The 13,412-nt window shown below is 61.9% G+C and carries 15 protein-coding genes; 12 read left to right on the forward strand and 3 right to left on the reverse strand.

The window, feature by feature from the left end; all coding sequences use genetic code 11:
• Positions 1-27: 27 nt before the first annotated feature.
• The 6 genes from secY to rplQ all read left to right on the forward strand — a co-directional run bounded on the left by secY (position 28) and on the right by rplQ (position 4,534).
• Positions 28-1,365 carry a preprotein translocase subunit SecY gene (secY, locus tag C8264_RS01135; protein ID WP_108459108.1) on the forward strand — a complete coding sequence of 446 codons (1,338 nt, stop codon included), beginning with the start codon at positions 28-30 and terminating at the stop codon, positions 1,363-1,365.
• The gene (locus C8264_RS01140; RefSeq protein ID WP_108459109.1) at positions 1,362-1,931 is read left to right on the forward strand and encodes an adenylate kinase; all 570 of its coding nucleotides are present in this window, start codon (positions 1,362-1,364) and stop codon (positions 1,929-1,931) included. The genes secY and C8264_RS01140 overlap by 4 nt, the downstream gene beginning before the upstream one ends.
• Before the next feature lie 179 nt (positions 1,932-2,110).
• A complete protein-coding gene (gene rpsM / locus C8264_RS01145; protein WP_035102654.1) occupies positions 2,111-2,479 on the forward strand; it encodes a 30S ribosomal protein S13 in 369 nt (122 codons plus the stop codon).
• 81 nt (positions 2,480-2,560) lie between these two features.
• On the forward strand, positions 2,561-2,953 hold the full coding sequence (rpsK, locus tag C8264_RS01150; RefSeq protein WP_108459110.1) for a 30S ribosomal protein S11: 393 nt from the start codon (positions 2,561-2,563) through the stop codon (positions 2,951-2,953).
• A 97-nt stretch (positions 2,954-3,050) separates the two neighbouring features.
• Complete coding sequence (locus tag C8264_RS01155) at positions 3,051-4,076, forward strand: DNA-directed RNA polymerase subunit alpha (protein WP_245892913.1); 1,026 nt, start codon at positions 3,051-3,053, stop codon at positions 4,074-4,076.
• A gap of 32 nt (positions 4,077-4,108) precedes the next feature.
• Positions 4,109-4,534 carry a 50S ribosomal protein L17 gene (gene rplQ / locus C8264_RS01160; RefSeq protein ID WP_108459112.1) on the forward strand — a complete coding sequence of 142 codons (426 nt, stop codon included), beginning with the start codon at positions 4,109-4,111 and terminating at the stop codon, positions 4,532-4,534.
• A gap of 64 nt (positions 4,535-4,598) precedes the next feature.
• Here the strand turns inward: rplQ and C8264_RS01165 are convergent, their stop codons facing one another.
• From C8264_RS01165 to C8264_RS01175, 3 genes are all read right to left on the reverse strand, one after another.
• Entirely contained in the window at positions 4,599-5,333 is a 735-nt protein-coding gene (locus C8264_RS01165) for a phosphotransferase enzyme family protein (RefSeq protein ID WP_108459113.1), read from the reverse strand.
• 193 nt (positions 5,334-5,526) lie between these two features.
• A complete protein-coding gene (locus C8264_RS01170; protein ID WP_108459114.1) occupies positions 5,527-6,084 on the reverse strand; it encodes an AAA family ATPase in 558 nt (185 codons plus the stop codon).
• Between the two features lie 129 nt (positions 6,085-6,213).
• Complete coding sequence (locus C8264_RS01175; RefSeq protein ID WP_108459115.1) at positions 6,214-7,395, reverse strand: type III PLP-dependent enzyme domain-containing protein; 1,182 nt, start codon at positions 7,393-7,395, stop codon at positions 6,214-6,216.
• 178 nt (positions 7,396-7,573) lie between these two features.
• On the opposite strand from C8264_RS01175, the gene C8264_RS01180 reads away from it, so the two are divergent.
• The 6 genes from C8264_RS01180 to C8264_RS01205 all read left to right on the forward strand — a co-directional run bounded on the left by C8264_RS01180 (position 7,574) and on the right by C8264_RS01205 (position 13,373).
• Complete coding sequence (locus C8264_RS01180) at positions 7,574-9,043, forward strand: DegQ family serine endoprotease (protein ID WP_108459116.1); 1,470 nt, start codon at positions 7,574-7,576, stop codon at positions 9,041-9,043.
• 82 nt (positions 9,044-9,125) lie between these two features.
• On the forward strand, positions 9,126-10,433 hold the full coding sequence (locus tag C8264_RS01185) for a replication-associated recombination protein A (protein WP_108459117.1): 1,308 nt from the start codon (positions 9,126-9,128) through the stop codon (positions 10,431-10,433).
• 133 nt (positions 10,434-10,566) lie between these two features.
• A complete protein-coding gene (crcB, locus tag C8264_RS01190; protein ID WP_108459118.1) occupies positions 10,567-10,947 on the forward strand; it encodes a fluoride efflux transporter CrcB in 381 nt (126 codons plus the stop codon).
• Positions 10,944-11,930, forward strand: coding sequence for an RluA family pseudouridine synthase (locus C8264_RS01195; protein WP_108459119.1), 987 nt, complete (start codon positions 10,944-10,946; stop codon positions 11,928-11,930). Before crcB ends, C8264_RS01195 begins: the two co-directional genes overlap by 4 nt.
• Positions 11,927-12,589, forward strand: a complete 663-nt coding sequence (locus C8264_RS01200) for an HAD family hydrolase (RefSeq protein ID WP_108459120.1) — start codon at positions 11,927-11,929, stop codon at positions 12,587-12,589. The genes C8264_RS01195 and C8264_RS01200 overlap by 4 nt, the downstream gene beginning before the upstream one ends.
• 4 nt (positions 12,590-12,593) lie before the next feature.
• Positions 12,594-13,373, forward strand: coding sequence for an ATP12 family chaperone protein (locus C8264_RS01205; protein WP_108459121.1), 780 nt, complete (start codon positions 12,594-12,596; stop codon positions 13,371-13,373).
• Positions 13,374-13,412 lie beyond the last annotated feature (39 nt).

Consider the following 13,412-nt stretch of genomic DNA (forward strand, 5'->3'; position numbering starts at 1 on the left):
AGGCCCAAAAGCCATAGGGAGCGAATAATGGCGTCCGCAGCCGAACAGCTGGCACGTAATCTCAATTTCTCGACATTTTCCAAGGCGAAAGCCCTGCAACAGCGCATCTGGTTCACACTAGGCGCGCTGCTTGTCTATCGTCTGGGGACCTTCATCCCGGTCCCGGGGATCGATCCGGATGCGTTCCGCGCGACTTTCGAACAGTCGCAGCAGGGCATCATCGGCATGTTCAACATGTTTTCCGGTGGCGCCGTCGAGCGCATGGCGATCTTCGCACTGAACGTCATTCCCTACATTACCGCATCCATCGTGGTGCAGGTGATCACCACTGCTTCGCCGCGCCTGGAAGCCCTCAAGAAAGAGGGTGAGGCTGGCCGTCGCAAGATGAACCAGTACACACGCTATCTGACGGTGCTGTTCTGCGCCATCCAGGCCTATGGCATTGCCGTTGGTCTCGAGGCGAGCCAGGGCGTCGTGCTCGATCCAGGTTGGTTCTTCCGCATTTCCACGGTTATCACCCTGGTAGGCGGCACGATGCTGCTGATGTGGCTGGGCGAGCAGATCACCGCCCGTGGCGTCGGTAACGGTATTTCGTTGATCATTTTTGCCGGCATCGTCGCCAACCTGCCGACCACCATCGTGCAGACGCTCGAACTCAGCCGCACCGGCGCTATTCCGGGCTTTGCCGCCTTCGGAATCTTGTTGATGGGGCTCGCGGTGATCGCCATCATCGTGTTCTTCGAGCGAGCGCAGCGGCGCCTGCTTATCCAGTATCCGAAGCGCCAGGTCGGCAACAAGATGTTCCAGGGCGACAGCTCGCATCTGCCGCTCAAGCTCAATACGTCGGGCGTCATCCCGGTGATTTTTGCGTCGTCGCTGCTGTTGCTGCCGGCCACGGTGGCTTCGTTTACCGCACAGGGTACGGGCTCGGAATGGCTGCAGACGGTTACGGCACTGCTGGGCCGCGGCCAGCCGCTTTATCTGTTCGTCTATGGCGGCCTGACTATCTTCTTCGCTTTCTTCTATACGGCGATCGTCTTCAACCCGCAGGAGACAGCCGATAACCTGAAGCGCTCGGGTGGCTTTATTCCTGGCATTCGCCCGGGTGAACGCACGGCTGCCCACATCGACTACGTGCTGACTCGCATCACGGTGATCGGCGCAATCTACCTGACGGTCGTAGCTTTGATCCCCGAAGTGATGTTCAGCCAGCTGGCAGTGAGCCAGTTCATCGGCGGCACCTCGCTGCTGATCATGGTGACGGTGACGCTGGATACGGTTAGCCAGATCCAGAGCCATCTGATCGCCCAGCAATATGAGGGACTGGTCAAGAAATCCCGTCTTGGAGGAGGCAAGCGTCGATGAGGTTGATACTGCTCGGACCGCCAGGAGCGGGGAAGGGGACGCAGGCCAAGATTCTGGTTGAAGCTTACGGCATTCCCCAGCTCTCCACCGGTGACATCCTGCGGGCGGCAATTGCCGCGCGCACGCCGCTCGGGCTCGAGGCGAAGGCAATCGTGGACCGTGGAGATCTGGTGTCCGACGTCATCGTCAACGGCATTGTCTCCGAGCGTCTGGATGCCGAGGATTGCAAGCCGGGGTTTATCCTCGACGGCTTTCCCCGGACCATTGCGCAGGCGGAGGCACTCGACGAAATGCTCGACGAAAAGGGCGTCAAACTCGACGCCGTGGTCGAGATCAAGGCCGATGCCGATGAACTCGTTCGCCGGGTCATTCAGCGGGCGAAGGAATCGGGCGGTGCTCGTGCCGATGACAACGAAGACGTGCTGCGCAAGCGGCTTGGCGTCTATCAGGACCAGACAGCTCCGCTGGTCGCGTACTACCAGAGCAAGGGTCTGCTCAAGACTGTCGACGGCATGGAGCCAGTCGAGCGCGTGACAGCTGCCATCCAGGCGGCGATCGCGCAATAGAATGAGGCTTGACTTCGCGGTTGACTCTGCGGAATCGAGCCCTTAAAGAACCGGATCAGTCTCAAAGATTATTGGGCTGGATTCGGTTCCTCACAGAAGTTGGGGGTCGAAATCCGGTCCCTTGTTGTTTAAACGGCACGGGCCGTGATGGTTACCGTGTTGAACGAAGGAGAGCAGACGTGGCTCGTATTGCTGGCGTCAATATCCCGACCAATAAGCGCGTGATCATCGCGTTGCAGTATATCCACGGGATTGGCGAGAAGTTCGCCAAGGATATCACTGAAAAGGCAAACATTCCTGCCGAGCGCCGCGTCAACGAACTGACCGACGCCGAAGTGATTTTGATCCGTGAAGCCATTGACCGCGATTACGTCGTGGAAGGTGATCTTCGCCGCAACGTTGCGATGAACATCAAGCGCCTGATGGATCTGGGCAACTATCGTGGCCTGCGCCACCGTCGTGGCCTGCCTGTTCGTGGTCAGCGCACCCACACCAATGCTCGTACCCGCAAGGGTCCGGCAAAGCCGATCGCCGGCAAGAAGAAGTAAGAACCCGCTTCTCGGGTTCTTCGATGTAGCTGCCGGGGCCGGATGGCTAACGGCAGCGCTGATATCGTATAGAGGATATAGATGGCTAAGACTGAAACCGCGCGCGTCAAGCGCAAGGAACGCAAGAACATCACGTCGGGCGTTGCCCACGTGAATGCCTCGTTCAACAACACCATGGTCACCATTGCCGATATGCAGGGCAACACGATTTCGTGGTCCAGCTCGGGTGTCATGGGTTTCAAGGGCTCGCGCAAGTCGACCCCGTATGCTGCCCAGGTTGCTGCTGAAGACGCTGCCAAGAAGGCCCAGGAACATGGCATGAAGACCCTCGAGGTCGAAGTGCGTGGCCCAGGTTCGGGCCGTGAATCGGCGCTCCGCGCGCTGCAGGCGGCTGGCTTCAACGTTACCTCGATCCGTGACGTTACCTCGATTCCGCACAATGGCTGCCGCCCACGCAAGCGGCGCCGCGTCTAAGTCAGGCGAATTGAAGAGCTCCCGGCCCTTGGTGGCCGGGAGTCTTATTGCGTTTGCGGCGGAGCGGCTCGGGCTGGGGCCGCGATTTTGAAAGGACATAACCGTGACGATCCAGAGGAACTGGCAAGAACTGATCAAGCCGACCAAGCTGGAGATTGTTTCGGGCAGCGACAACGCGCGCGTGGCCTCGGTAGTTGCCGAGCCGCTTGAGCGCGGTTACGGGCTTACCCTTGGTAACGCCCTGCGTCGCGTGCTGCTGTCGTCGCTCCAGGGCGCGGCAGTGACCGCAATCCAGATTGACGGCATCCTGCATGAATTCTCCTCGCTTCCGGGCGTGCGGGAAGACATCACCGATCTGGTCCTCAACGTGAAGGAAATCGCGTTGAAGATGGGCGGTGAGGGCCCGAAGCGTCTGGCACTCTCCAAGCAGGGTCCGGGTTCGGTGACCGCTGGCGACATCAAGGTCACCGGCGATATCGAAGTCTTGAACCCTGAACTCGTTATCTGCCATCTCGATGATGGCGCCGAGATCAACATCGAGTTCACCGTCGATACCGGCAAGGGTTACGTTGCCGCCGACAAGAACCGTCCGGAAGACGCACCGATCGGCTATATCCCGGTCGACTCGCTGTTTTCCCCGGTTCGCCGCGTGAGCTACAAGGTCGATGCGACCCGTGCGGGCGAAAGCCTGGACAAGGACAAGCTGACCCTTCAGGTGGAAACCAACGGCGCCGTGTCGCCGGAAGATGCCGTGGCTTATGCCGCGCGTATCCTGCAGGACCAGCTGTCGGTGTTCGTCAACTTCGAAGAGCCCAGCAAGGAAAAGGCCCAGGATTCGGTTCCTGAACTCGCCTTCAACCCGGCGCTGCTCAAGAAGGTCGACGAGCTCGAGCTGTCGGTTCGCTCGGCAAACTGCCTCAAGAACGACAACATCGTTTATATCGGCGACCTGATCCAGAAGACGGAAGCCGAGATGTTGCGGACGCCGAACTTCGGCCGCAAGTCGCTCAATGAAATCAAGGAAGTCCTGGCACAAATGGGGCTTCATCTCGGAATGGACGTCAACAACTGGCCACCCGAGAATATCGATGACCTCGCCAAGCGCTACGAAGATCATTATTGATCTGGCGCTGCCAAGCCCCTTAGGAGACTACCATGCGCCACGGTAATTCAGGCCGCAAACTCAACCGGACTGCCAGCCACCGCAAGGCAATGTTCGCCAACATGTCCGCCGCGCTGATCAAGCACGAGCAGATCGTTACCACCCTGCCCAAGGCGAAGGATTTGCGTCCGATCGTCGAGAAGCTGATCACGCTCGGCAAGCGTGGCGATCTGCATGCTCGCCGCCAGGCCATTGCCCAGGTGCGCGACGAGGGCCAGGTGGCCAAGCTGTTCGCAGTGCTCGGCCCGCGCTACAAGGAACGCCAGGGCGGCTATATCCGCATCATGAAGGCTGGTTTCCGTTATGGCGACAATGCCCCGATGGCCGTGATCGAATTCGTTGATCGTGATGTCAACGCCAAGGGCCAGGACAGCGGCCCGGTGCAGTTCCGTGACGAAGACGAGTCCGAAGCCGCGTAAGCGACATTCGGTTCAAGATTTAAGGCGGTCCGCGTTTGATGACGCGGGCCGCCTTTTCGTTTGCTCAGACCGCTCGAACGTCGGCGAGCCGCTGGACGGCGTAATCGTCCTTCCAACAGACGGCGGCTTCCCACGCAGCGGACGCTTGCGCGGCGATGTCATGCGCGACGTCATCGAGATTGGCGGCATTGTGGGGCAGTGCCAGATCAAGATCAGGGGCGTCGACATGCGACTCGTCCCAATCGATCAGCGCAACCCGATCCGCGGTCATGCGGATATTGCCCGGGTTGGTGGGGTTGCCGTGGACGACGCATGTCGGACGCCCTACGAGCCGGACCCAGGCTGCCCGGCAGCGCGCAACGCCTTCAGGCGGCATGGTGGCAAGATTGATCCTCGTTCCAGTTTCGACGTGCAGGAGATCGGTCGAAGATCGCCAGCCCGGCCGCTGCGGCCAGGTTTGCGTCAATCGATGCAGTTCACGCAATGTGTCGGCAACGCGGCGCCAGTCCGCCTCGGTTTCGGGCGGTCCGCCTTCCAGATAGCGCATCACTACTAGGCCATCGGCGAACAGCCGGCCGTCCGTGGTGGGGATCGGCACCGGCACGGTCAGGCCCGCGCGATCAAGATATTGGAGCAGCCCGGTCTCCCAGGCCAGATCGGCGTGGCTCCTGGTGCCCAGCCGGGCTACCGCGAGGCGCCCGTTGACGCGCACGCTCCAGACATCGTTGGCGACGCCACCCGACAGCGGCTCGATGCGGACGGCACCGCCGCCCCATTGTGCAAGCGCGTCCCAGCCCATGGTCAGGACACCGCGCCCCAGAGCAGCGTCACGCCCAGGCCCATGCAAAGCGGGCCGATCAAGATCACCGCGACGCGGCGGCGGCGCGGCCACTTCATCATCGTTTCGGGCACATCGTTCCTCTCGACTTGTGCTCAGGTTAGCGCCGAATGTCGTGATGGGGCAATTGGCCCGGTAAACGCCGACAGTCTGCCTACAAATTGGCAGTTCGGTGTACCGGCTCCAGATTCCACGCGGCATAAAGCCGATTGAGCTCCCGTCCACCGTTCACAAACACGTGCGGCAGGCCGGTTCTTCGCGCCACATCGCGGTACTTGCGGGCCGAGTTCCGGGTCTTCCACAGCCAGCTCACCATCTCCCATCGGACTCCGTCCTGCCCGCCATCCAGGGCGCCAGCCCGCACCTTCTGGAACAGGCTGCGCCTGAAATAGCGCCGATAACGCGTGACGAGATTGTCAGTGACAACAACGATAGCTGTGGCCCGCTCAAACCGCTGCGGCGCCAGCTTTGAATAGCCACCATCCATCACCCATGCAGGCGTCATGATGGCTTCGTCGTGCAAGGCGGCGAACTCGGCATCTGGTCGTTGCTCCCAATTTGTGTGGGGCAAATGTCGTAGCTGGTCGAGATGAACGGCAGGAATGTCGAGCTTTTTGCCGAGGGCGACGGCCAGCGTCGACTTGCCGGAATTGGTCGGCCCCATGATGACGATGCGGCGGCCGAGGTTCTCAAGAGGTGGAAAGGTCTGCATTTTCAGTTCCGATATATGGTTTGAAGGATCGGGGTGGAAAAGCGTAGTGGGCAGGCGGGTCCTTTGTTGGAGAGACAAAAATCCCCGCCGTGGCGGGGATTGGTATTGCTTGTGAGCCGGGCGGCAGGCCTATTCGGGCTGCTGGTCCTTGCCGGTGTAGATCTCCTCGACCCAATACTGGTCGCGGCGGTCGAAGCCATTGAAGGGGGTAAGCGATGCCTGGGTGTAGGCGCCCATCAGGCCGAATTCGATCCAGTCGTCTTCATCGATGTCGGCGGGCAGGGTGAACACCTGGGGCAGTACGTCGTAGCTGTCGCAGGTCGGGCCCCAGATGGTGAACTCGGAGAACTCAGCGTCGTTGTCATGCACGCGCGGGCCGCGCCAGACGCGGACCGGCGGCGTGAAGTGCATGAATTTAACTTCCATCAGCGATCCATAGGCGCCGTCATTGACATAAACCGATTGGCCGCCGCGTTGGTGCTTGACGCGCAGCAGCAGCGAGGTGGAGGACGTGACGAGCGCGCGGCCGGGCTCGATGATGAGTTCGGGCTTGCGCTTTTCGCCGAAGTGATCGTTGACGGCGGTCGCGATGGTCTCGAAGTAGTAGTCCATCGGCGGGGCTTCGCTGGTCGGGTACGGGGCCGGGTAGCCGCCGCCGATATTGAGGCGTTTCAGCTCGATGCCCGCTTCGTCAACGATGCGGGCGGCTGCGGCGATGTGGCGCTCATAGGCGTAGGCGTCTTCGCACTGCGATCCGACGTGGAAGCAGAGGCTGGGCGTGTAGCCCATCTTCTCGACGGCGGTCACGATTTCGGCCGCGCCCTGTTCCATGACGCCGAACTTGATGCCGAAATCATAGGATTTCAGCGCCTTGCCGGCCTTGAAACGGGTGGTGACTTCGACATCGCGGCTGGGTGAAACCACGGCGGCGAGCTGGTCTAGCTGCTGGGGATGGTCGATGGTGAAGGAGCGGACGCCGAATTCTTCATAGGCGCGCTCGATCTCGCGCTTGTTCTTGATCGGGTTGTTGTAGTGCATGACCGCGCCGGGGGCGAAGTCGCGCACCAACTCCATTTCCCGGTTGGAGGCGACGTCGAATGCCTTCAAACCTTCTTGATGCAGCTGCGCGATGATGTGTGGCGATGGGTTGCACTTGACGGCATAGGTCAGCAGCCCATCAAAGCCCTTCCGGAAGACCTTGACGGCCTTGTGAAACTCACGTTCGGAGAACAGAAAAGCCGGAAAATCGGGGGCTTCCGCTGCAATCAGCGCGGAGGTGTTCGGGTAAACGTGCTTCGGCTCGGTGGTCATGGACGACTGGCCTTTCGGGACTTGAAAGTGCGGGAAAAGAAACGCTGCATATAGGGCGAGGGAACCCCCGGTGCAAACGTTTATTTGACTGGCATTTGCGTCACGGGCGTGACGCCATTTTGGTGACAGAATCCGGGCGTTTGGCTCGGTTTCAACGCTGGTTCCGGAGGTTGGTTCAATGTCTTTGCGTGCGCTGCTGCTGGCGAGTGTTGCCGTGGTCGGTTTGGCCGTGGGCGGCACGGTCGCGTTTTCGCCGTGGAACGCACCGAGCCTGGCGCAGGTCGAAACGCCTGCGGCACCTCCCTCCATCGAAAACCGCATCGTCCCGCAAAGCGATAGCGAAATGCGGCTCAGCTTCGCGCCCGTCGTGCAAGCGGCCTCGCCATCGGTCGTCAATGTTTACGCGACCCGGATCGAGCAGCAGGCGGTGTCGCCGTTTGCGAACGACCCGTTCTTTTCGCGCTTTTTCGGCGAGGGGCGATTTCGCAGCCGGCCACGCGAGTCCCAATCACTCGGCTCAGGCGTTATCGTGGATGCCGGTGGGGTCATCCTCACCAACCGGCATGTGATCGAGGGCGCGACGGATGTGCGGATTGCACTGTCGGATGGGCGTGAGTTCGCGGTGGATGTGGTGATCGAAGACGAGCAGACCGATCTGGCGGTGCTGCGCGTTCGCGATCCCGGCAATGCCAATTTCCCGGCGATCCGATTTGCGGATTCGGATTCTCTGCTGGTGGGGGACCTCGTGCTGGCCATCGGCAATCCGTTCGGCGTTGGCCAGACGGTAACCAGCGGCATCGTCTCGGCACTGGCGCGAACCGGGGTGGAGAGCTCGGATTACGAGTTCTTCATCCAGACCGACGCGGCAATCAATCCGGGCAATTCGGGAGGTGCGCTGGTCGATCTCGATGGCAATTTGGTGGGGATCAATACGGCCATCTATTCGCAGACCGGCGGTTCGGTGGGCATCGGCTTTGCGATTCCCGCCAATATGGCGCGGCTTGTCGCAGAAGCGGGCATCAGCGGCGGGGAGATCGTGCGACCCTGGTTCGGCGCCAAGATGCAGGCGGTGAATTCCGATATTGCCGCTAGCCTGGGGATCGCGGCGCCGCATGGGGCTTTGATCACCGAAGTGGCGCCGGACGGGCCCGCTGAGCGAGCCGGGTTCCGGTCGGGCGACGTCGTTCTGTCGGTCGATGGCGTGGCGGTGGATGATCCGAGCGCGTTCAATTTCCGGCTGGCGACCAAACCGATTGGGCAGACGACACAGTTGGAGCGCTGGCGTGGTGGAACGAGCGAAACGGTGACATTCACCGTGGAGGCGGCGCCTGTTGCGGGCAGCGATATGATTGCCGTTATAACGGGCAATTCGCGGTTTGCGGGAACCAGCGTGCGCCAGATGGATGCCGCCCTGGCCGAGAGCAAAGGGCTGCCATATGACGCAAAAGGGGTGATCGTGACCGCAGTGGAACCAGGCTCACCCGCCGCGGAGATGGGTTTGCAGGTGGATGATATCATCCTGTCGCTCAATGATGTGGCGATGGAAACAGCGTCGGCGTTCTCGGAAATGGCTTCGCAGCGAGTACGGATGTGGCAGATCATTCTGCAACGTGGCGGGCGCGTGATGCGGAGCGTCGTGAGCGGGTAGGGGGCACGCCCCCTGGTTCGAGGGCGTGGCAATGCGCTGGCGGTGGCTGGTTGTTCCCGGCGTCATCGGCTAGATAATACTCATGTCCGATCTGTTTGCTGCTGATACCGATGAGAATGACCGCGCGCGACCGCTGGCTGACCAGTTGCGGCCGCGATCGCTTGATGAGGTGATTGGGCAGACGCATTTGCTGGGACCCGATGGGACCTTGCGGCGGATGATCGCCAGCGGACGGCTTGGGTCTCTCATTCTGTGGGGCCCGCCCGGAACGGGCAAGACGACAGTGGCGCGGTTGCTGGCGGACCAGATCGGGTATCGGTTCGAGCAAATTTCAGCGGTATTCTCCGGCGTCGCGGACCTCAAGAAGGTGTTCGAGAAGGCGCGATTCGAGCGCTTGAGCGGGCACAAGACGTTGCTTTTCGTCGACGAGATCCACCGTTTCAATCGGGCGCAGCAGGACGGGTTCCTGCCGGTGATGGAGGATGGCACCGTGGTGCTGGTGGGCGCCACGACCGAGAATCCATCCTTCGAACTCAATGCCGCTCTGCTGTCACGAAGCCAGGTGCTGCGTTTCGAGTCCCTGGGGCTCGAAGACTTGGAAAAGCTGGTGGAGCGGGCCGAGGCGCTGACCGGGGCGACGCTGCCGCTGGACGCCGAGGCGCGGCAGACTCTGCTGACACTGGCCGATGGCGACGGGCGCGCCTTGCTGGGACTGGTTGAAGAGGTGCTGGCTTCGGCCAAGGCCGACGAGACGCTTGACGCCGCCGGACTGCTGACCGTGGTGCAGCGGCGGGCACCGATCTACGACAAGGCGCAGGACGGGCACTACAACCTTATCTCGGCGCTGCACAAGACGATCCGCGGGTCCGATCCGGACGCCGCCCTCTATTATTTTGCACGCATGCTGGATGCCGGCGAAGACCCGCTGTTTCTCGCGCGCCGGCTGATCCGCATGGCGGTAGAGGATATCGGGCTGGCTGATCCTGCGGCGCTGCCGCAGGCCGTGGCAGCGCGCGACGCTTACCAGATGTTGGGCTCGCCCGAGGGTGAGCTGGCGCTGGCGCAGGTGGTGGTGTACCTGGCGCTCGCGCCCAAATCCAACGCTGTCTACACGGCGTATAAAGGGGCGGTCAGCGTAGCCAAGGCGACGGGCTCACCCATGCCGCCCATGGTAATCCTCAATGCCCCGACCAAGCTGATGAAGGGCTCTGGCTATGGCGAGGGTTATGTCTATGACCATGACACGCCCGAGGCGTTTTCCGGTCAGGAGTATTTCCCGGAGAAGATCGGGCGGCAGAGCTTTTACCAGCCGGTGGAACGTGGCTTCGAGCGGGACCTGCGCAAGCGGATGGATTATTTCGCGCGACTGCGGATGGAAAAGAAGGGGTGAGCTTGTTCCATCTACCGCGTCATTCCCGCTTCCGCGGGAATGACGCGGTGATAGGAGGAATGACGCGGTGGGTTGGGAAATGCGGCCGATGGGTGAGGGTGGAGTGACCTGGTGATGGCTGAGAAAGTATAAAGTGTATTCCTTCCTGCTTGTCGGCGCTGGTGGCGCCATCGGTGCAATGGCCCGTCATGGGTTTGGCAGCATTGTCGGCCGCCTGTGGTCGATGTCGTTTCCGCTGGCCACGCTGCTGGTCAATGTTCTCGGCTCACTGGCCATGGGCGTCTTTATCGGCCTAATGGCCCGCTTCCTCCCTGCCTGGCAGAACGAAGCCCGATTGTTCGTTGCAGTCGGCGTGCTGGGCGGGTTCACCACTTTCTCCTCCTTCTCGCTGGATACGATCGCGCTGATCGAGCGGGGAAACCTGCTTATGGCTGGCGCCTATGTGCTGTTGTCGGTTGTGGTTTGCCTCGTAGGGCTTTATCTCGGACTTTTGGTGACCCGAGGCGTAGCATGAGTGGCGTTCAACAGCGGCAGGTAAGTGGCGATGAAGACGGGATGCGTCTCGATCGCTGGTTCGCCACCCATTTCCCGCAGCTTGGCTTTGGGCGGCTGCAGAAACTGATCCGCAATGGCGAGATCAAGGTCGACAAGGCCAAGGTGACGACAAGCACCCGCCTGTCGCCGGGGCAGACCGTGCGTATTCCTCCCATCGACGATCCGGGTACCCCCAAGCCGGTGCGCGTGAACGATGATGATGCGCAATTCCTGCGCAGCCTCATTCTATACGAAGACGAAGACATCTATGTCTTCAACAAGCCGCATGGGCTGGCGGTGCAGGGCGGCAGCGGCACGGTGCGGCATCTGGATGGCATGCTCAAGAGCCTGCCCAACAGCAAGGGCGAGGCGCCGCGGCTGGTGCACCGACTGGACCGCGATACGTCCGGGTGCCTTGTGGTGGCCAAGACCAAGGCGGCGGCCAGCCATTTCGGTACCGTGTTCCGGTCGCGCTCTGCCCGCAAGATCTATTGGGCGGTGGTGGCCGGCAATCCGCACCCGCAGCAGGGCGAAATTTCGTGCTTCCTAGCGCGGCAAAGCACGGCCGACGGCGAGCAGATGGTGGTCGTCAAGAACGGCACGCCGGGAGCGCAGCATTCCACCAGCTATTATTCCACAACCGATACGGCCAGCCGGCGCTTCGCCTGGGTGACGCTGAAGCCGGTGACCGGGCGCACGCACCAGTTGCGCGTGCACATGGCCCAGCTTGGCACGCCGATCATCGGCGACCCGCGCTATTTCAACATCGAGAACTGGCAGGGCGCGCCGGGCTTGAGCGAAGGGCTGCACCTGCATGCCCGCAGGCTGGCGATTCCCCTGCGCGGTGGCAAGCGCATCGATATCTCCGCGCCCCTGCCGCCACATATGCGCGCGAGCTTTGAAACGCTGGGGTTCGACCCCGACCGCTATGATGTGGGCGGTGACCCCGAGGACGGCAAATGATCCTCGTCATGTTCGACATGGATGGGACCCTGATCGACACGCAGGCGCTCATCACCGAGCACATGGCGGCGACGTTTCAGAGTGCGGGGCTTGCGGCTCCGACCCCGGAGCAGTCGCGGCGGGTGATCGGGCTGTCGCTACCCGTGGCCATGGCGCGATTGGCGCAAACCGATGACGCGGTTCTGGTCGAGCAATTGGTCGACACCTACAAGTCGCATTATCGCGCCTCGCTGCTGACCGACGCCGGGCGCGAGGGGCTATATCCCGGCGCGCGCGATGCGCTGGACCGGCTCAGCCGGCGCGATGAAATTGTGCTGGGCATTGCCACGGGCAAGGGGCTCAACGGGGTGCATCGCATTCTGGAACTGCACGGCATTGCCGGCCATTTCAGCACATTGCAGACGCCTGACCACAACCCCAGCAAGCCGCATCCCGGCATGCTGGAGACGGCCATGCGGGAGACCGGCGCTACGCCGGAGCGGACTGTGATGATCGGCGATACGACATTCGACATCGAGATGGGCGTGGCGGCAAGGTGCCAGACCATCGGGGTAACGTGGGGCTACCACGATCCGCGCGAGTTGATCGCGGCCGGTGCCGCCACGATGATCGATCAATATGACCAGCTGGATGGCGCCATAGCCCGGCTGGTGGAGTAAGAATATGCGCGACCAGCTCGATGATATCCAGAAGCACCTGAACGACGGCTACGGCCGGGCGCAGCACCTCAACAAGGTCGAACTGCCGAAGCGGTTCTACAAGGAGGTGGCGGCGGGCCCGTTCGAGGGCGGGTTTGTGGTGACGCTGGACGGGCGGCCCGTGCGGACGCCGGGCAAGAAACTCACTGTCATTGTGCCGGCGGCGCCGATTGCCACGGCCATGGCTGCCGAGTGGGCGGCGCAGGGCGAATTCATTGATCCGGCGACCATGCCGATGGTGCGGCTGATCAATTCGGCCGTAGAAAGCGGGGAGGAGATGATCCCTGCGTTTCGCGACGAGATCATCAAGTTCGTCGGCGGTGACCTGCTGCTCTATCGGGCCGAGGGACCGCAGGAGCTGGTGTCCGAGCAGGAACTGCAGTGGGACAAGGCGCTGGTGACGGTGGCGCGGCATTTCGGGGTGAGCTTTGCGCCCACCATGGGCATAATCCACCAGCCACAACCACAATCGACGCTGGACCGGCTGGCCGAGGCGCTGGTGGGAGAGAATTTGTTCGTGCTGACGGCGCTGGTGTCGGCGACGGGTCTGACGGGCTCCGGGGTGCTGGCAATCGGGTTATGGCACAAGCTGTTTACCCCGGACCAGGTCTGGGCGGCGGCGCATGTCGATGAGGATTACCAGATCAGCCAGTGGGGCGAGGACGAGGAAGCCGCCGAGCGTCGTGCCAAGCGGCGCGTGGAGTTCGATACGGCGGTTGCCGTGCTGGATGCGCTGCGGAGTTAATGAGCCTCCGCCGCGTCCATTCACTCGGCCTCGTGGTTC

The sequence above is a fragment of the Devosia naphthalenivorans genome (assembly GCF_003056355.1).
Taxonomy (GTDB): Bacteria; Pseudomonadota; Alphaproteobacteria; order Rhizobiales; family Devosiaceae; genus Devosia; species Devosia naphthalenivorans.

What these genes read in the sequence shown, in the direction of transcription:
- C8264_RS01170 (WP_108459114.1), bottom strand. Translation starts at nt 6,084, where the DNA reads ATGCAGACCTTTCCACCTCTTGAGAACCTCGGCCGCCGCATCGTCATC.
- C8264_RS01180 (WP_108459116.1), top strand. Translation starts at nt 7,574, where the DNA reads ATGTCTTTGCGTGCGCTGCTGCTGGCGAGTGTTGCCGTGGTCGGTTTG.
- C8264_RS01200 (WP_108459120.1), top strand. Translation starts at nt 11,927, where the DNA reads ATGATCCTCGTCATGTTCGACATGGATGGGACCCTGATCGACACGCAG.
- C8264_RS01140 (WP_108459109.1), top strand. Translation starts at nt 1,362, where the DNA reads ATGAGGTTGATACTGCTCGGACCGCCAGGAGCGGGGAAGGGGACGCAG.
- C8264_RS01175 (WP_108459115.1), bottom strand. Translation starts at nt 7,395, where the DNA reads ATGACCACCGAGCCGAAGCACGTTTACCCGAACACCTCCGCGCTGATT.
- secY (WP_108459108.1), top strand. Translation starts at nt 28, where the DNA reads ATGGCGTCCGCAGCCGAACAGCTGGCACGTAATCTCAATTTCTCGACA.
- rpsK (WP_108459110.1), top strand. Translation starts at nt 2,561, where the DNA reads ATGGCTAAGACTGAAACCGCGCGCGTCAAGCGCAAGGAACGCAAGAAC.
- rplQ (WP_108459112.1), top strand. Translation starts at nt 4,109, where the DNA reads ATGCGCCACGGTAATTCAGGCCGCAAACTCAACCGGACTGCCAGCCAC.
- C8264_RS01205 (WP_108459121.1), top strand. Translation starts at nt 12,594, where the DNA reads ATGCGCGACCAGCTCGATGATATCCAGAAGCACCTGAACGACGGCTAC.
- C8264_RS01195 (WP_108459119.1), top strand. Translation starts at nt 10,944, where the DNA reads ATGAGTGGCGTTCAACAGCGGCAGGTAAGTGGCGATGAAGACGGGATG.
- C8264_RS01185 (WP_108459117.1), top strand. Translation starts at nt 9,126, where the DNA reads ATGTCCGATCTGTTTGCTGCTGATACCGATGAGAATGACCGCGCGCGA.
- C8264_RS01165 (WP_108459113.1), bottom strand. Translation starts at nt 5,333, where the DNA reads ATGGGCTGGGACGCGCTTGCACAATGGGGCGGCGGTGCCGTCCGCATC.